This is a genomic window from Stenotrophomonas sp. SKA14 (genome assembly GCF_000158575.1).
Lineage (GTDB): Bacteria > Pseudomonadota > Gammaproteobacteria > Xanthomonadales > Xanthomonadaceae > Stenotrophomonas > Stenotrophomonas forensis.
In genome coordinates this window covers 4,164,925-4,181,584 of sequence record NZ_DS999412.1, presented here as the reverse complement: position 1 = coordinate 4,181,584, position 16,660 = coordinate 4,164,925, and the positions used below count along the sequence as shown (strand labels likewise).

Sequence of the window (16,660 nt, the reverse complement as noted above, 5' to 3'; positions counted from 1 at the left end):
CCTTCGCGCCTACCGCGGACAACGTGCCGAGCATGGCTCGACGCTACCCGCGCTGCGACGAATCGCGCACGACCAGCTTCACCGGGATGCTCTGGCTGTCCACCGGCTGCCGGCCGATCAGCGCCAGCAGGCGCTCCACCAGCAGCTGGCCGGCCTGCTTGGTGTCCTGCTGCACGGTGGTCAGCGCCGGCGACACCGAAGCCGCCAGCGGAATGTCGTCGAAGCCGGTGACCGCAACGTCCTGCGGCACCCGCAGCCCGGCCTCGCGCAGGGCTCGCATCGCACCGATGGCGATCAGGTCGCTGGCCGCGCAGATTGCATCGATCGGCTCGCCGCGTGCCAGCAGCGCCTGGCAGGCCTGCTGGCCGGAGGCCTCGGTGGTGATGGCATCGTGCTGCAGCACCGGCTCGGCGGTCAGGCCGCGCTCCTGCAGCGCCGCCACATGGCCGCGGTAGCGCTCCTGGAATTCGGGGTAATGGCTGGAGGCATGGCCGAGGAAGGCGATCCGGCGGCAGCCCTGCAGCAGCAGGTGGGTGGTGATGTCGTGCCCGCCCTGGAAGTTGTCGCTGCCGATCGACACGCCGGGCTGGCCGGGCAGGGCAGCACCCCAGCGCACGAAGTGCGTACCCTGTTCGACCAGCCGCTGCAGGCGGTCGCGCGATTCATGGTAGTCGCCATAGCCGAGCAGGATGATGCCGTCGGCCTTGTTGCTGTCTTCGTAGTCGGCCTGCCAGTCGGTGGACAGCTGCTGGAACGAGACCAGCAGGTCCTGCCCGTGCAGGGCGCAGGCGCGGGTGATCGAGCCCAGCATCGAGTGGAAGAACGGGTTGATCAGCGAATCGTCGTTGGTCGGGTCCTCGAAGAACAGCAGGGCCAGGGTGCCGGCATTGCGCAGGCGCAGGCTGGAGGCGTTCTTGTCGACCTTGTAGTTCAGCTCGCGGGCGATGCGCAGGATGCGCTCGCGGGTCTCGGCGTTGACCATCGGGCTGCCACGCAGGGCCCGCGACACGGTGGGCTGGGAGACCCCGGCCAGGTGGGCGATGTCCAGGGAGGTGGCTTTGCCTTTGATGATCATGGGGCGCGGAAGGGGCCGGGGGGAAGGTGCCTGGGCATGATGCCATGCGCAGACGCGAATGCCCCTGCAGGAGGTCGACGGGATGGCGGTAAGTCATTGCCGGACAAGGAAATCAGTCCAGTCCATCGGCCAGCCGGGGCTGTTCTGATCGGGCGGATGGCGGCGGCAATGCTAAGATGCCTCGTTCTCGCATTCCCCCAAATTTCAACAGGGGCGGCCCAGCGTACTGCACCCCCGCCCGGGGCTGTGCTATCACTGGCGGTCTGCCCCTGGACAACGGACGAAGGTACCTATGGCGCGCGGCATCAACAAAGTCATCCTGGTCGGCAATCTCGGCAACGACCCGGACGTGAAGTACACCCAGGGCGGCATGGCGATCACCCGCATCAGCCTGGCCACCACCAGCGTCCGCAAGGACAAGGATGGCAACCAGCAGGAGCGCACCGAATGGCACCGCGTGGTGTTCTTCGGCAAGCTTGGCGAGATTGCCGGCGAGTACCTGCGCAAGGGCAGCTCGGTCTACGTCGAAGGCAGCCTGCGTTACGACAAGTACACCGGCCAGGACGGCGTGGAGAAGTACTCCACCGATATCATCGCCGATGAAATGCAGATGCTGGGCGGCCGTGGTGAAGGCGGCGGCGGTGGTGGCGGTGGTGGCAACTACGGCGGCGATCGTCCGCAGCGCCAGCAGGCGCCGCGCCAGGAGTACGGCGGCGGTGGCGGTGGCGGTGGCGGTGGCCAGCGTGGCGGCCAGGGCGGTGGCTATGGCAACCAGGGCGGCAACCAGGGCGGCGGCTACGGCAACCAGGGTGGCAACCAGCGCCCGCAGCCGCAGCAGGCGCCGCCGATGGACGACTTCGCTGACGACGATATTCCGTTCTAGAACACTATGTAGTCTCAGTTGTACATTTACCAATGTGGCAGGGAACTTCGGTTTCCTGCCATTTTTTTGGCCAAAGTTTGCTGGTAGATTTCTATCCAGACCAAGCTGTTCATAAAAGGACCGGCTGTGCGGTTGACTGGCGCGACAGCACCGCGTTTCCGAGTGGTCAATGTGACCTTGCCGGCAGCGGGCCCGCAAGAGCAAGAGCTTGTGCCCACGCTGGTGGATGAGCGCACTGGATTACCTCCACGCTTGGCCTTGCGATGGGTGATGCGCTCACGACGAAATGCGGTCAGTGAAAAGACGTTAGCGGATGGCCTGCGTGCAGCGGCCTTGCTCTACACGTTCTGCGAGGACCGGTTGAATGCATCGTTGGACGACCTGTTCGCTGACGGCCATCGATTGACGGCAAATGATCTTGAGCGGCTGATCGAGTACTTGAGAGTAGGGCAAGCGGATACCCGCGGCGTCCGGGCACTGGCCACGATCGGCCAATGCGTGCCTAACATTGAACGCTTCTTGCGCTGGCTCGCAAAGCCAATGGATCGAGGGGGTAAAGGCTATGTTCCCCCGTCGGAACTGACACTCTACGACGAGCAACTTCGGCTGACATTCTCGGATTTGCGTGCCTTCAGGTCTCGTGGAAAGCGAATCGAGCCTCTTGCCGCCGGCGATGATGTTGCCCTGTGGGAGCTGATTGGTCCCATCAGGCGCAAAGATGGGCGCTACGAGATGCCGCTGCGCTTTCCCAATCATAACCCTTGGCATCCGAAAACCCGGTTGAGAAACTGGATCGGGGTTCTCCTTGCGCGGGACTCAGGGCTTCGGCGGGGCGAAGTCGGGAAACTCCGTACGGACGATGTACGCAACGTAGACGGACCATGCATCGCAGTGCTTCGGCGACCGCAGGATGTGCTGGATACACGCACCAGCGCTAACCGTCCGAAAGTGAAAACTGTCGAGCGTGAGCTTCCCATCTCCAATGTACTGGCGCTGGCCATTCGCCAGTACAGCCACACGCTGCTCCGTGATGGTGGCCGCCGTGGAGCGCGAACGCCCTATCTGCTCGTGACTGAGGAAGGTACACCGATTTCCGGTTCGAGCTTGGATGCCATCTGGAAGGCCGTCAATGGACGTACTTCGCGTCGAATGAGCTGGCACGTGCTGCGACACACTTGGGCCGAAGAGGTTGCGGACGATCTGCTGGAGCAGTATCTGGGCAGTCCGGATTCATCGGAAGTGGTGCTCGGAATGCTGCGCGAGATGGGGGGCTGGGCGCCCACATCGAACACGCCCTTCACTTACATCAAAAATGCGCTCAAGAAGCGCGGCAATGCCTACCTCCGCAAGCGCAATGCGCGGTTCGATATGGAGTTGGGGAATGACTCCGACTACTGACCGCCTTCTCACAGAGCAGCTGAGCGACTTGCCCGAGCTGCCAGAAACAGTGTTGACCAAGGATCGGCAGGAGCTGAGTACGCAAGGTGATATCTGGTCGTTGCGTGCCAATAGCGATGGTGGAGGATTGGTTGAGGTTGACTATCGGCCGCTGCGGAAGCTGTGTAGTGACCGTTTCATTTTGATCGTCAAGCTGTTTGTTGCTAAGAAGACAGCTACTTCAGCTGCATGGAGCCTCAGAAACATTGTCCAAGCGGTAGCAAGATCTGTTAGATGCTGGCGCACTGGATCGCGAACGGGAAGTGTTAACTGGTCCGAGCTGAGAATTTCGGACTTCCAAGCAGTTCTTTCGTCTGGCCTGGAATCACCACAGGGAGTTGGTGGGAATGACTTCGCCCATCTTCGTGCGATCTACGCCTGGGGAGCGCATGTTGCCAGGCTAACTGACTTCGATCCGGCACTCTCACTGCAGTTGAAGGGCATGAAGGCGCCTGGGAATCTGAAGGGACGTAAGGTGCTTGGCTCCGATCCTAAAGAGGGTAGCTTCACGCCCGAAGAAGTGGAGCTTCTCGACAAAGCACTGAAGCGAGGCGTAGGCGATCCGAAGGGGGTGATCATTGCCCAGCTGTTTCAGGAACTGGGCCTGCGTCCGACCCAAGTGCTGCGAACGCGGTGGTCAGGGTTGCGTCGGTTTGAAGCCAACGTCGTTGAGTCGGGTGAAACAAGAACATTGGTGCGCTATGTGCTGTCAATCCCTCGCGCTAAGGAACGTGGGGAACACCGGGTTGAGGAAGATCGACCCATCAGTACCTTGCTTGGCGAAAGGCTAGACAAGCTCAAGCCGTCAATGCACGACGAAACAACACCGCTTTGTTGGTGGTTGGATCCGGATACGTCGAGCGCGGACTTGCGTTACCTGCTGCAAGGCTGGGTCGATGAGGTGGGTCTCGTCTCGCCTCGAACCGGTGATCTCTTAAAGGCAAATCCTTCCAGATTCCGCTACACGCTGGCAACTGAGGCTGCAAGAGATGGTGCCTCGCGCTTCGACATTGCGCATCTGCTGTTTCACACAGATCTGCAGAACGTAGAGGTGTACTTCGATGCGGCTGGAACCGTCATGGACCAGATCGAGGAACGCCTGGAAAAGGCATTCGGAAATCACCTGAATCGATTTCAAGGAAAGGTCGCTGGCGCCATGGATGTCTCTCCACATGAGGGGCTCCAACGAAGAGTGATTCCCGGTGTGTTTCCTCAGCTTCCTGAAGCGCCCATTCTGCAGATGGGGCTTGGCGCCTGTGGTCATGATGTACAACGATCCGGGATCTGTAAGTTGGCTCCCCCAATCACCTGCTACCGATGCCCAAAGTTTGCGGCGTTTCGGGAGGTGGATCACAAGGCGGTGGGTGATGCGCTTGAGGCAATGGCGCGCAGCAGGTTCGGTGATCGGGCCGATGACAGGATCGGGGGGGAGTTGGTGTTGACCATCCAAGCCATTCGCGACTTGGAACGGCAGATTGCTGAGGAGCGTGGATCGTGAAGAGTGTTAGGCCGTTTGCGAGGCCATTGTCTCCAGCGGAGCACGCGTACCTCGAACGAGGGAGAGCTGCATTCGAGGTGAAGTTTCCCGGGCAAGATTTCGCTGCTCCCTTATGGAGTATTCGTCATCTGCAGAAGTCTGGTTCGGGGCAAGGCAATGTCTCGTTGTTGTTCGTTGGCATTGCAAGCGGAAAATGCAGTAAGCGCCTGCCGAGTTGCTTCGCGGAGGTGGTCAAGGCTTATCTAGCCATTTGCGGAAAGGAGCCTGGGACCCTGTACAACAGATCGACCGCAGCACGCTGGCTGTGGGAGGCACTTGCGGTTCGTCTTAGCGGTCATGGCGAGTTGTTTAGCTGGGAAATTTTGGGCAAGGAGGATGCAGAGCGCGCAGAAGAACTGATGCTCGAGTCTGGCATGAAACAAGGCAGCGTCTACCGTCGGTGCGTGGACCTCCAAGTGATGCTGACAGGTTTAGCCCAAGCTGGAGTGATCGCAGCCATTTCGCCTGATTTCCGTACTCCTCGGCAGGAGAGCGCTGATCGAATGACGCTGGCCGGGCAAGAGGCGAGGTCGTCATTGCTCCCTAGCGAGGAAGCGATCACGGCATTGGCAGACGTTTTTGCTGGGAAGTATGCGCTTAGTTCATTTGAGCGACTGGTGTCTTGTATCCCGGCATTGATGTTTGCGACAGGTCTGCGCGTCATTGAACCGCTTCAGCTCACAACGAATCCCGTTCGAAAAGAGGGAGGGGTAGACTTCCTCTTCTACTTCAAAGCGAAGGGACATGGGACGATTGAGGAGAAGATCCCTTTAAGCGCCGGGCAAGCAGCTCTGGCGCAGGAAGCGGTACGTCGGGCATTGGAGCTAACTCGCGATGCGAGGGTCCGCGCGAAGGAATTGGTTGCATCTCCGCATCAGTTTCCTCTGCCGAACTGGGCGATGGAGAAGGATTGGTTAACTGCTCGCGAGATCGGCGATTTGCTTGGAGGGCAGGGCGCGATGTACCTATCCAAACATGTCGAGACGAGGAAGGATCCGGTTGCCAAGGTCACTGTGTTCAACCGGTCATCGCTTCAGTCTTATTTGCAGATGCTTCGTGAGAAGAACTTTCAAGAATCTATTCGTGGCGTGACAAGGCGTGCTGACGGGACATGGCTTCCTTTGGATGAGGCGTTATTCATCTGCTTCAAGAACGCGGGGCATGCCGAGAGGGCAATTAATCCGCTGATGGTCTCCTTGATTCGTCAGCAGCAAGTTGGCACTTTCCTTGGTGGAAGTGGGAACGGTCTGAAGTCAGTTTTTGAGCGGTTAGGCCTAATAGAGAAGGATGGTCGTGCGATCAATTTCAATTCGCATCAGATCCGTCACTATGTCACCTCCAAGGCATCAGGAGCAGGGATCGCCGACACGTATCTTGTGCGGTGGCAGCGCAGGGCGCATGAGGGGGATCTCTTGGCGTACAAGCACCTGACTTCGGAAGAGCGCCTCCGTAGGCTCAGAGAGCATGTGCGGTCCGGTCGACTTAAGGGGGACATCGCTACGATGTACTTCTCTCTTGCGACCGACGAACGCGATATCTTTCTTGAGACGGTGGTCCAAGCTGTTCATGTGACCCACTTGGGCTTCTGTGTCCACGACTTCAATGCTTCGCCGTGCCCCAGTGCTATGAACTGCGTGAAGCGGTGTGGTTCATACTTGTTCGACACGAGCGATGCCTTGCAGCGGCAACGATTGGTTGATCTTCAGCGACGGAACGAAAGAGCGCTCCAGGATGCTGAAGCTGCTCAGCAAGCAGGAGCCGGATTGCTTGTCGCTGAGTGGGTAGATGAACTTAACGCGACCGATGAGGGGTTGCGTATCATTCTAGCGACACTGCCAAAAGATGATTCTGCCATCGTTGCCCCATTCGAGCACGATTCCTCCAAATATAGGTCTTTGGATTAAACATGGCCAGGCCATCGATAGAAGCTCGAGTGACCGAGAAGGTCGCCAAGTATGTCGCGGATGCAGTGGTGCTTCCCTACGGCGAAATGCCTCTGTCGACGCTAGCAGTTGCGAAGTCGATTGGCCATGATCGCCGGGTCTTAAAGAAGTATGGACTTGATGTTGTCATCGCCGCTGCCGACAAGAGAGCTGGGCGAGACGCAAAGCGCGGTCGAGACACTAGGCGGAGATCTCTTGAAGAACGTGTCGACGCAGCAACATTGGAGGTGGATAAGCTGGAACAACGGGTTCAGAATCTTCTGGCGCGGCTCGCATTGATTGAGGCCAATGCAAAGCGGATCGGTATTGATCCGGAGGAACTCTATAGGCCTGTTGCGCCACCGGATCGGAGAGTAGCGAACATCTTCGGGAGCAGAAAGAAAAATTCCAGTTCTCATCGCTAGATGGATGCGTTTTGCGGCACTTGGATCTTTTCTTGTCCTTTAAACTGCTCCAGGCACTCTTGGAAGGCTCGGGGCGGACTAGTTGCAAGGAATCAGCTTGTTGGCTTCGCACTGATTGAGTGGCCATACATGCTTGTTGATTCGTGATCACGGTCCCAGTGGCCACGCCCCTGGCCGGGCTCGCGTGCCTCAGCCCCCCCCCTCGGCATAGGGGGGGATTTTCGCAAGCTTGAGGGCGCTATGTGAAAGGCGGCTCTGCATTCTGCTTAGTGCCAGTTCAACCAACGCTTGCCCTTCATGCGTGGTGCAACGCCGCGGAAGGTAATGCAGCCGCCGAGAGCAACGACCCTCAGATCCTGTTGATCTCGGGATGAATTCCCGACCGCCAGTCGTGCTCGATGACGTGGTTCCCAAAGAGAACGCCTGACTTGAACCATTGGCACTCCTCTGTAAGTAGGAAGCGTGGCAGGAACAAGTCCCAGAATTCTTCTAGAGTCCTAATGTCATCGGCGAAAGCAACGCCAGCTAGCATGACTACCCTATCGCAGAGGAAATCTGCAATCTTGGAGTACCAGTCGGCTTGCTCAGGCTCAACGCGCTGCGAGGTGAAGTCCGTAACCCCTTCATGAAATACCTCGCATCGATATGCGTACATCCGCTCAATTTCGTCCCGCCACAACTTGCCGTTGGGGTTCGGGTGATTGGATAGAAACGAATGCAACTGCTCATCGCCTCTCAATGCTCTGGAGTAATATTTGGAAGCTGTCGCAACCAGAAGCGGCAGCCGTTTTTTTGAGCCGGCCTGATCTTTCTCTTTGTCGGGAAGCATTGATTCTAGGCCGATCCATGAGAATGCGAATCTGTGTGCGACATTTGCAGTGCGCTGAGACTCGCTGTTCCAGCTCATGCACTTTTGGAGTGCCGTTCCCAGTGGGCTCAACTCGCCTCTTAGGAGTTGCGTAAGGAATTGATCCCAAGACGAGGTGTCCGGTGCTTGGATGAGCGCAGGCCCACTGGCGAAGTTGGGTTGGTTGATTGGAGTCCAGTGTCCGTTGGAATAGATGGCGCCTACGGCCAAGCCTTGTCGACGATGCCAGGATATCAGCCGGGTATGTGTCATTGGTACCATCTTGTTAAAGATGGAGAGCGCCGCGTCCGCGCAGTCAAGAGCAACCTTGATCCCCTTTGGGGAGGTGTCCTTCATTGGGATCAGGATGACCTTGATATTGTCCAGCGTCAGATGAGTGTGATCTGCGAGATTAAATGACTTGAATGATTCTTCTACCGCTGAGAAGAGTTTATCGAAACCATGTGATGTATGTTTGGGGTTCTCGATCAGCCACATGTTCGGGCCGAGGCCTAGCTCCACCGGTGGGATGGTCAGAACACCGGTGATCGCAAATGCAACCCACTGTGGGGCTGAGCTCATGTCAATAATAATCTTTTTCATATTTTCGGCAGTCAACTGCGATTTCTATAGAGATGGTTTAGATGCGTTGCTAACGTATGGTCCGCGTATCGGGGTATGTGACGCACCCACGGCGATGCTTTGACGATGTGTTGCTGGAGGAGTGAAAGGCCGGCTTAATTTCGCGGGACTTCCATAAGTGCATTGCGGCCGAGATCTGCTCCGCCGCAGCATGGGAATACATATCGGATCCAAGGAAATTCTTTCCGTTGGCCCCATAGCCTAGGACCATTGACTGGCGAAATGGAACAATATTCTGCAGTCGGATGAGGAGGGGTTAGCCAGGCTATGGCGATCTGACATCGGACTTCGCCTGGCGGGCCAATAGGCTTGCAACGCAAGCTCGAGATTGGTCGATTCTGTCAAGCGCTACGACCATCACTGACTATCCGCAAGGGTGTGGCTGGACGGAACGTCTCGTCCAAGGGCTCGAGTTCATACTCGACGATCAATTTTCCTTCCGCTGTCAGCTCACTGAGACGAGGTTCCCCATGTAACTCCAGCTGAAGCGGCACAAACTCAATTCGCACGCCTGCAATAGTTGGAGGATTGGGGATTTCACGCAGATGATGAGTTGACTCGCTGATGAAGGCGATCAAAACGTTGCAATAGCCATATTCATTATGATTTACTTCAATGGCCTCGGTGAATTTCTCAAGCTCCTCTTGATCGAAACCGTCCACTCTCGCGATGAGGTAGTCGATCATGTAGAAGTCATCTTCAATGGCACCTAGGTGGGAGAACCACCAATAGTCCCTGGGCTGAGCAAGTGCCGACGCTAGGCGCATTCTATGCATATACCGCCACCCTAACCAGTCGCGCAGTGCTAGCTCTACGAAATCCTTCTTTTGCAAACGTCCCGCGATCTTCTCGAGCAACGCACGTGATGACGCGTTGAGGACGTTAGTCTTTGGGACTTGGATGCTCCAGCCCTTCTCGTGAAAATTTACCTGCCTCAGATCAATGGCCTGCCAATAGCAGACGTCCGCCTGAGGATCACATAAGACAAGCGCCACAGGCACGGCGAAATCTGTCCAGTAGCGTAGATGTTGATAGTCTCCACGGAACGTGATTGCTTCATCTGTCTGCTCCTTCAGATAAGACGGACCGCACTTGATCTGAACGGCAATAAGTCGCCCGTGGCTCTGGCCCGAATCATTCCGAACCTCTACTTCGCCATCGATACCGATGTCGCTCGTGGGTTTCTCTCGGAACACCCAACCAAGCTTATTTGTAATGGCGAGGGCAGCCATAGCTACACCGACACGGCCCTGCTGATCATTTTCTGAAAGAGTTGGCACATCGCTTTCCATCTAATCCCATTTCCCCGTATTTATTAGACTAGAGATGCCGCGATCATACTCGGCGACGGACGGGCGATGCTACTGCTGAACGCTAGAGGACCAGTTTCCGGAGGATCTATCTGAGTGGTCTTTCCTGTGTGGTGGTGGTAGAGCGGTGTCGAGGCGCTCATTTTTCAGTGGTGCGTCAAGTTTCTGACGGGCAATTCATAAATGTAAGATCTTCTGAGGAAAAATCTTGGATATGTGAACGAAGCCCGGATCGTTGTCGGCGGCTCAAGAACTGGACTACGGCACTAGCGCAACAATATCGCAGCGATCAAAGGCCGGCCTGGGCGTCTCTAACCAGTTCGCGTTCGAAGTCGGAGAGCAATGCTACGCTCGCAACGTCAAGCTGCCGCAGTTGACCAATGGCCTGGTCTACAGTGTCATGTTCGCCAAAGTGCGGACGCAATTTCTCCGCGATCTGGAGAGGAATTCCGTATTCATCTAGCGCCACTAAGCCACTTGTCGAGAACATGTTCTCGACTTTTGCGGCATACAGAGAATAGTCCCCTGTGGAGCCTGGCCAATTCAAATAGACGGTGCGCTGAATGCGGTCCAATGCCATCAGGAGGCGAGGGAAATGAAATCCAGCCCAGGTCCTGACAAAGTCTAGTACATCTTCTACCGCTCGATCCGCATCTGGAGATTCTTGTTCTGCCAGCTCACGCAAAATCAGGCTTTTTACGTTCCTCGCGGTGGCTAAGTTCTTCACTTTCCATGCGAGCTGGCTTCCCGACACCACTCCACCACCAAGCCTCTTTTTTCCCACGAAGAACTTCCACATCAATTCACAGGCATACTTCAGTTGCTCATAGTCTGGGAAGGCCTGCCATCGAAGCATCTTGAAGCCATAGCTGCCAGCTGATTGCAAATGCTTGGCTAGAGCATTCTGTGCGCCAGGATCTATTCCGGAGTTGCTTCTCAAGACTTCGAGGGGGAGTACGGACGCAGCCTGAAGCGCTTTCACGCGTGCCTGTGATTCTGGACTTAGGAATGCTTGGTCTAACTGGATCAGAAGAGAGTCGGGCGTCTGATCGTCTTGATTGACCAATGGGATGTCTACAAGTGGCAGGTCTTCCTGGGGTGGTACGTTGAATAGATATACCCTGCCTACAAAATGTCGAAGCATGCGCCCGGATCGACCACGGATGTTGTTAAAGGTAAAGAAGTCGAATTTTTTCTGTGCCACCCTGTTGTCGAAAATCACAACGTTCTTTGCTTTGGTGTTCACGCCTTCGATCAGTGTCGAGGTGCAAACGAGAAACGGAAGTGTGCCTCGATTGAACTGACGGACGGCGTACTGAGCTACGGCACGTGGGACTTTCCCGTGATGAACCCCGACGCCCGTTAAGAAGCCGCGGGCAACAGCCCAATCGGGATGATAGTGCTTGGCAAGCCAATCATAAGCGCCCTGGAGCCTCGGGTCCCTCGCTCCTAGTCCAGCTGCCGCTAGGGCTGTAGCAACTCGTCGTGCACTAGCGGGCGAGGCGCAGTAAATTAGGGTGGAGTCGTGGAGCTCTCGGCAAAGTTCTACGAGTGCTTTGATGTTGTCACCATCCTTCGGGCTGACATTGATCTGCTCGGTCACCACCGTTGCGTAGTCAGTGTCCACAAAGGAGGAGCCAGTCACGTTCGATAGCTGAGCTGAGACCTCCTTGATGCTTGGGCCGAGCATGTAGAACTGTGCACCAGTCTTCAGCAGTCTATGTAGGGCTTGATTTAGCAATAGAGCACGATCCGAATCTTGCCGAGGATCCAGTTTGTAAAATTCGTCGATGACGAAAAGGTCGATCAAGGGTAGTTCGTCAACGTCTAAAACACGCTCTTGGGTCATTACGAAGATGTTCTTGGTAGACACTTCCTGCGTAGGATGTGTGATCAGCTTGAACTCGCGCCCAAAGCGTTCTGCTAAACGTCGCCTAGTCTCGTCGATCAGCGCGATGGTCGGCACAACAACTGCAATGTTGCGGTAGCGTCCCGAAGCAACTAGCGCATCAATCAGCAGACTCTTTCCAAAGCTCGTCGGGGCGCTTAGTACAATGCTTTGACCATCGATTAGCCGCTGGTAGACCTCGGCCTGCTTTCTGTGGAGTACCACATCCTCCATGCCAATGGGGCGGTGTGCCTCCAAAGCTAGCTCATCTCGGACACTCATCTCGTCACTGGCGATGTAAGGAAATAGCCCTCGGGCGCGTGCCAAGCTCTCTACGATGACGCTGCATGGCCCGAAGCTGGCCTTGTTCTCCAGCGCATACAGAACAGCTCGCTGAACCGAGGTGTCCTCGAATTCACCTAATTCCGCCCGACTGACGAGGGACGCCAGGTGTTGGGTGGCACGGAAGGGATCCGCCTGTATGGAGGCGGCGTCGGAAAAATGGAAAACGTCCGATGTCATAGGGCCTTCATCGCCTCAAGCTTCAGATGCAGGGCTTCTACCAAGATCTTCTTAGTTTTTAGGGGCATCAAGAAAAGATGGATGCGATGGGGGACACTGGCAACGCGCCTATCGAACTTTTCCTTGATCGCGCGCATTTCTGAGGCCAGGGCCTGTCTGTATGCTTCTGAAGATGCGTCATGGTCGGCGGTCGTCTTGCCGTCGTAGGTAAGGAGAACAGGGATGCAAAAAGCTTCGAAAACTTGGTCCAGCGACGTCCCTTCATCTAGCAAGGCTAAAAGTTGCCGCCCATGCGGCCAATCTCTATCGACCTTGTTAAGAATTGCGACGAACTCGCTGCGTAAGTAGTCCGCCATCAGATGCTGCTCCAGTTCCTTTGTCACATCACGAATGGCCGAGCCAATTTCTTCGTAAAACTTGACCTCCCCGAGCCAGAGCTCAAGTCCAGTTTCAGAGGGGACGACATGTACCGCATCGAAGCCCTTCACTGTGTCATTTGCAGAATCCTTGTAATAGATCTTAGACACGGCTGGGAGGGTGCCCATCGTCGTTTTAAGAATGACGTGGAGTAACAGCTCGCCAAACTCGCCCCTGTTTTTGAACTTCCCCGTGCTGTAAACCGACTTTGCGGCCTTCCTGATCATCCGCACCGCCGACTCGTGGCCGATCTGGCTGTACTCGCTGTAGGTAAGGCAGAAATCCGGCAGCGATTCCATTAGATAGTCCACCAGTGCTGAGTGCCTCCACTGCTTCCCTTCATAGCCTGCACATAGGCCAGAGATCGATCTATCGGAACCGATTTCGTGCAATACGAGTTTTAGCATCCCTAATTCTCACGGCTTGAGATTAGCCACCCCTAGATTAAACATAGCAGAAGCACAACCTTTCCAGTCAACAGCATCGACAATCACTGGCGAGACAGCCTTGGTACCGGTTGGGAGGCAGCTGCTGTCATGAGCTTGGACGCTCAAGCATCGGAACAGTCCTCTGGCTATTTGGCGTCGGGACGCTTCTCTAACTGCGCGGACGCTGATGTGACTGCAACTATGGGTTGACCCAATATGCGGAGCGGCAACTGCATGGGGATGTTTGATGCCCGAGGATCAGGACAGACGCCTGCTCATTAAGACACGCTCATAACCCGGCCAGTAGTCGCCAAGCCGGCGAATGCCGCGTAGCCGTGGCACGCATCGAAGCCTTGGGCTTGCCGGTCGATGGTATCTAGGTGGGCAGAGTGAGCGCAAAGCTCAGGCGTTTGGCGTTCACGCCCTTCCAGCAGTGTGGCCTCAACTCCGTTCAGCGCTGCGCGGGCTCCACCCGCAGCAGTGGAACCTCAAGCCAGTCCGGCGTCAAACCCACCGGAATCCCGCCGAGCAGGGCATCGTGAGGGCCGCGCGCATCCATTCCCAGCTCGGTCAGGGTCTCCTGCAGTGAAGGGGCGATTGAACGGCAGGAGCGACGTGCATAACTGTTCAGCGTCTTCCGGTGTCGCCTGCATCTGGGCGATACCTTTCTAGTTGGTCGTGCGTGCTGCTTCGGCCTGCAGGCCTGTGGACTCGTTACCAGTACTACTGTGGTGCGGCAAGGTGGAAAGTCGGATCTGGGCCTGAGGTGGGGCTGAGCTTCAGATGGCGGGGGGGCGCCTTTGACAGACTGCGAGGCACTCGTCGTGAACGCCTGTCCGCGAGGATGTCCAAGTACGCAGGAAATTCTCTTGCTCCGATGTCTCAATGGCTCCAGGGCGAACCTCTCTAACGCGCTGAATTGCATCCGTGCTGCTTAGGGATGTCTTGGTACCGATGAGAAGCATGCAGGCGACAGTGCCCGCTCTGCCCAGCCCTCCCTTGCAATGGACGACAGCTCGCCGGCCTTCGAGCAGCGCGTTGCAGATTGGTGATTCCAATTCCTTCCATTCCTTAAGGAAAGTGCTATCGGGCGCGGCGCCATCCACAATCGGCAGTCCATACCACCGTAGGCCATGGGACACTGCACGGTCGGGCAGCGCAGTGATCTTAAGCTCCTCAAACTCCCAAGGCTCAATCAAACTGATGAGATGACTGGCTCCCCACGATCTCATGGCTTCAAGGTCCAAGTCCAGGTCTCGATACCAAGATCCGGTCATTGCAACGTCTTGACGCTTGCCTGGGGCAAACGTCACACCGATGGCTCCGCCGCGCTGGCCAACCGGTAAAGTGGCTATCTGAAGGGGGTGAGAGAGACTGGTCCTGGTCACGCTGGATCCTCCGGCTGAATGCAGCGCTCCGTCATCCAGGGGCTTAAAAGGGGAATCATCTGTGGCTTTGGCGCTGCTTTTGATGGCCTCATTTGGGCGACTTGGAGAGCATTGAAATCCTCTCCTCAATGCGTCTCTGGGAGATCTGCAAGCCGCAGTCATCATCAGGGTACGGTGACGCAAATAGTGGGGCTTCAACCCAGAACTCGCGTTGGTTGGGATGGATGTAGGGTCCATAGTCGTCCAACAGCAGGGTCTCGCCCAGTCTCCGAGACACGAATCGAAGATCCTTGGTAGAGCCTGTCCATTCGACATAGCGAATCTGTGCGAACCAAGGAGGCGCATACCGTTCTTCAGCCAAAAGTAGCGCGATCCTCAGCGCGCTATGCCGGGGCACCGTAGTGAAGAGCACAATCTCGCCAAAAGTGGCCTTAGCATGGTCTAGGAAGTTCCGAAGGCCTGGTCGAGGAATCTGGCTGACCGCATTCGAGATCAGCGTCCCCTCTAGATCGAGGGCGAGGATGTTGGGGTGCATGCGATAGAAGGTCATCTGCGTTTGGGTGCGTCGGCGTGAGGAACGCGCCTCGGTGGCTGTTCAACGAGGATCGGGGGCGCAAGCCAGTAATCATCGCCAATAGGCAATAGGCTCTCCAATGCGACATCGACCATCAGGGGGCGGCGCCACGCAGGGTCAGGCAGAAAGCAGTAGTCACTCTTGGCCAGCGTGCCTGATACTTCTTTGAGAGAGAGCCAGTTTGTCCGGCTTCGTACCTCGCGGCGCAGCGCGGTCACTGCTGCGGATTCATTGCCTCCGTTGCGCAGGAACTCACTGGCAGCCCCTCGAATTGATGACCAAAGTACGTATCTCTTGCGTCCCAAGCTCAGCTCACTCCAGTCTTCTTCCTGCAGGCTTAGGACGTCCTCGGCGTACTGAATGCCGATTCGGTGCTTGCGCAGCAGTGATACGAGATAGGCCGCAGCTTCGCGGTCGGAGAGCTGACGCCATAGCCACTGTCGGTCCTGTGCTCCAAGCGAGGGATACCAAGCCCTCAGTGCCTGGGTCAGCAAAGCGCTCAGATCGTTTGGCAGCTGACTTCCTGCCCGATAGCTCCAGCTAATGGGGTCGTAAAGAGATCGCCTTATGGGGCCGTTTGGCGCGCCCGTCTCTGCAAGAAGGCCCGCTGTCTTAAGGAACAGCAGCAAGTGCTGCGGAGTTGCTGTGTCAGCAGCTATAGGTGCGGAGATCGAAGTGGAACGCTCGAGCGCACACCACGCGCACGCGTAGAAGGGCCCAAGCGATACTAGCAGCGCATCGAGCTCTGGCCACGGGGCGATAAGGGTCTGTTGGTCACGCCCATAGATCACTCGATCCCCGGCAGTTCAACCGGCTCTGATGCTAGCAAGTCGCCGGAAAGTCGTCCACACAATTTTCATGTAGCCGCCGGCTCGGCCATAGATTTCGTTCCGCTCCTCCAGGCGGACCCGATGGCTACCAAGACGATCTACCAAAGTGCATACCTTCGGTTGGTCGGCCTTCTCCGCGAGCGACGTGAGTCGTTGGGTATCAGTCAAACCAAGCTAGCCTCTCACTTGGGGTGGCCTCAGCAGAGAATCTCTTCCGTTGAGTCTGGGGCGCGGCGCCTGGACGTCTTGGAGTTCTGCCTCATCGCCGCTGCCTTGGGATTCTCCCCGGCCGAGGTCTCTGATCAGGTCTTGAAGATGCTACAGAGCGTGCGCGGCAACCAGATTAAGGACAGGCAGTAGCGAACGATCGCAGCAGTCGCGTTAGGCCCGATGACTGGCACGGGCTTTTGCGAGGTGTGCAACGTGCCGCTGCCGATGTTTGGCCTGGGGTTAAGCGATGGCCGTCCTGCTGATCGACTCGCCCGAGGCCTTGCGCGATCACTTCCAAGATGCTTCATGGCGGCCCAGAGCTAGT

At 56.8% G+C, this 16,660-nt stretch carries 14 protein-coding genes; 6 read left to right on the top strand and 8 right to left on the bottom strand.

Going from position 1 to position 16,660, the window contains the following annotated elements; all coding sequences use genetic code 11:
* Nucleotides 1-43 precede the first annotated feature (43 nt).
* Entirely contained in the window at nucleotides 44-1,075 is a 1,032-nt protein-coding gene (locus SSKA14_RS18950) for a LacI family DNA-binding transcriptional regulator (RefSeq protein ID WP_008267732.1), read from the bottom strand.
* A 292-nt stretch (nucleotides 1,076-1,367) separates the two neighbouring features.
* Between SSKA14_RS18950 and ssb the strand changes: the two genes are divergently transcribed.
* The 5 genes from ssb to SSKA14_RS23870 all read left to right on the top strand — a co-directional run bounded on the left by ssb (nucleotide 1,368) and on the right by SSKA14_RS23870 (nucleotide 7,279).
* Nucleotides 1,368-1,958, top strand: a complete 591-nt coding sequence (gene ssb, locus SSKA14_RS18945) for a single-stranded DNA-binding protein (protein WP_008265552.1) — start codon at nucleotides 1,368-1,370, stop codon at nucleotides 1,956-1,958.
* A 126-nt stretch (nucleotides 1,959-2,084) separates the two neighbouring features.
* Entirely contained in the window at nucleotides 2,085-3,356 is a 1,272-nt protein-coding gene (locus tag SSKA14_RS23585) for a site-specific integrase (protein ID WP_157635979.1), read from the top strand.
* Complete coding sequence (locus SSKA14_RS23875; RefSeq protein ID WP_157635977.1) at nucleotides 3,340-4,893, top strand: hypothetical protein; 1,554 nt, start codon at nucleotides 3,340-3,342, stop codon at nucleotides 4,891-4,893. The genes SSKA14_RS23585 and SSKA14_RS23875 overlap by 17 nt, the downstream gene beginning before the upstream one ends.
* Nucleotides 4,894-4,970: 77 nt before the next feature.
* Complete coding sequence (locus SSKA14_RS18915; protein WP_157635975.1) at nucleotides 4,971-6,836, top strand: hypothetical protein; 1,866 nt, start codon at nucleotides 4,971-4,973, stop codon at nucleotides 6,834-6,836.
* A gap of 29 nt (nucleotides 6,837-6,865) precedes the next feature.
* Entirely contained in the window at nucleotides 6,866-7,279 is a 414-nt protein-coding gene (locus SSKA14_RS23870) for a hypothetical protein (protein ID WP_157635973.1), read from the top strand.
* A 349-nt stretch (nucleotides 7,280-7,628) separates the two neighbouring features.
* On the opposite strand, the gene SSKA14_RS18910 is transcribed toward SSKA14_RS23870, so the two are convergent.
* The 7 genes from SSKA14_RS18910 to SSKA14_RS23865 all read right to left on the bottom strand — a co-directional run bounded on the left by SSKA14_RS18910 (nucleotide 7,629) and on the right by SSKA14_RS23865 (nucleotide 15,924).
* The gene (locus tag SSKA14_RS18910; RefSeq protein ID WP_157635971.1) at nucleotides 7,629-8,744 is read right to left on the bottom strand and encodes a HEPN domain-containing protein; all 1,116 of its coding nucleotides are present in this window, start codon (nucleotides 8,742-8,744) and stop codon (nucleotides 7,629-7,631) included.
* A gap of 365 nt (nucleotides 8,745-9,109) precedes the next feature.
* Nucleotides 9,110-10,060, bottom strand: a complete 951-nt coding sequence (locus tag SSKA14_RS23085; RefSeq protein ID WP_083797408.1) for a DUF4365 domain-containing protein — start codon at nucleotides 10,058-10,060, stop codon at nucleotides 9,110-9,112.
* 307 nt (nucleotides 10,061-10,367) lie between these two features.
* Nucleotides 10,368-12,488, bottom strand: coding sequence for a DEAD/DEAH box helicase (locus SSKA14_RS18900; protein WP_008267363.1), 2,121 nt, complete (start codon nucleotides 12,486-12,488; stop codon nucleotides 10,368-10,370).
* Nucleotides 12,485-13,312 (bottom strand): DUF1837 domain-containing protein, encoded by an 828-nt coding sequence (locus SSKA14_RS18895; RefSeq protein WP_040008554.1) that lies wholly within the window; start codon nucleotides 13,310-13,312, stop codon nucleotides 12,485-12,487. Before SSKA14_RS18895 ends, SSKA14_RS18900 begins: the two co-directional genes overlap by 4 nt.
* Before the next feature lie 800 nt (nucleotides 13,313-14,112).
* Nucleotides 14,113-14,610 carry a cyclin-dependent kinase inhibitor 3 family protein gene (locus SSKA14_RS24225; RefSeq protein ID WP_269724182.1) on the bottom strand — a complete coding sequence of 166 codons (498 nt, stop codon included), beginning with the start codon at nucleotides 14,608-14,610 and terminating at the stop codon, nucleotides 14,113-14,115.
* Nucleotides 14,611-14,809: 199 nt separating this feature from the next.
* Nucleotides 14,810-15,271 carry an NIF family HAD-type phosphatase gene (locus SSKA14_RS18890; RefSeq protein WP_232281414.1) on the bottom strand — a complete coding sequence of 154 codons (462 nt, stop codon included), beginning with the start codon at nucleotides 15,269-15,271 and terminating at the stop codon, nucleotides 14,810-14,812.
* Entirely contained in the window at nucleotides 15,268-15,924 is a 657-nt protein-coding gene (locus SSKA14_RS23865) for a hypothetical protein (protein ID WP_157635969.1), read from the bottom strand. Before SSKA14_RS23865 ends, SSKA14_RS18890 begins: the two co-directional genes overlap by 4 nt.
* A 282-nt stretch (nucleotides 15,925-16,206) precedes the next feature.
* Here SSKA14_RS23865 and SSKA14_RS18885 point away from each other — a divergent pair, with 282 nt between their 5' ends.
* Complete coding sequence (locus SSKA14_RS18885) at nucleotides 16,207-16,485, top strand: helix-turn-helix transcriptional regulator (protein ID WP_040008551.1); 279 nt, start codon at nucleotides 16,207-16,209, stop codon at nucleotides 16,483-16,485.
* The last annotated feature ends 175 nt before the right edge of the window (nucleotides 16,486-16,660 follow it).

Bases quoted from the DNA above. Each gene is read 5' to 3' on its own strand.
- SSKA14_RS24225 (WP_269724182.1), bottom strand. From the start codon at position 14,610: ATGACCGGATCTTGGTATCGAGACCTGGACTTGGACCTTGAAGCCATG.
- ssb (WP_008265552.1), top strand. From the start codon at position 1,368: ATGGCGCGCGGCATCAACAAAGTCATCCTGGTCGGCAATCTCGGCAAC.
- SSKA14_RS18900 (WP_008267363.1), bottom strand. From the start codon at position 12,488: ATGACATCGGACGTTTTCCATTTTTCCGACGCCGCCTCCATACAGGCG.
- SSKA14_RS23085 (WP_083797408.1), bottom strand. From the start codon at position 10,060: ATGGAAAGCGATGTGCCAACTCTTTCAGAAAATGATCAGCAGGGCCGT.
- SSKA14_RS18950 (WP_008267732.1), bottom strand. From the start codon at position 1,075: ATGATCATCAAAGGCAAAGCCACCTCCCTGGACATCGCCCACCTGGCC.
- SSKA14_RS18895 (WP_040008554.1), bottom strand. From the start codon at position 13,312: ATGCTAAAACTCGTATTGCACGAAATCGGTTCCGATAGATCGATCTCT.
- SSKA14_RS18890 (WP_232281414.1), bottom strand. From the start codon at position 15,271: ATGACCTTCTATCGCATGCACCCCAACATCCTCGCCCTCGATCTAGAG.
- SSKA14_RS23875 (WP_157635977.1), top strand. From the start codon at position 3,340: ATGACTCCGACTACTGACCGCCTTCTCACAGAGCAGCTGAGCGACTTG.
- SSKA14_RS18885 (WP_040008551.1), top strand. From the start codon at position 16,207: ATGGCTACCAAGACGATCTACCAAAGTGCATACCTTCGGTTGGTCGGC.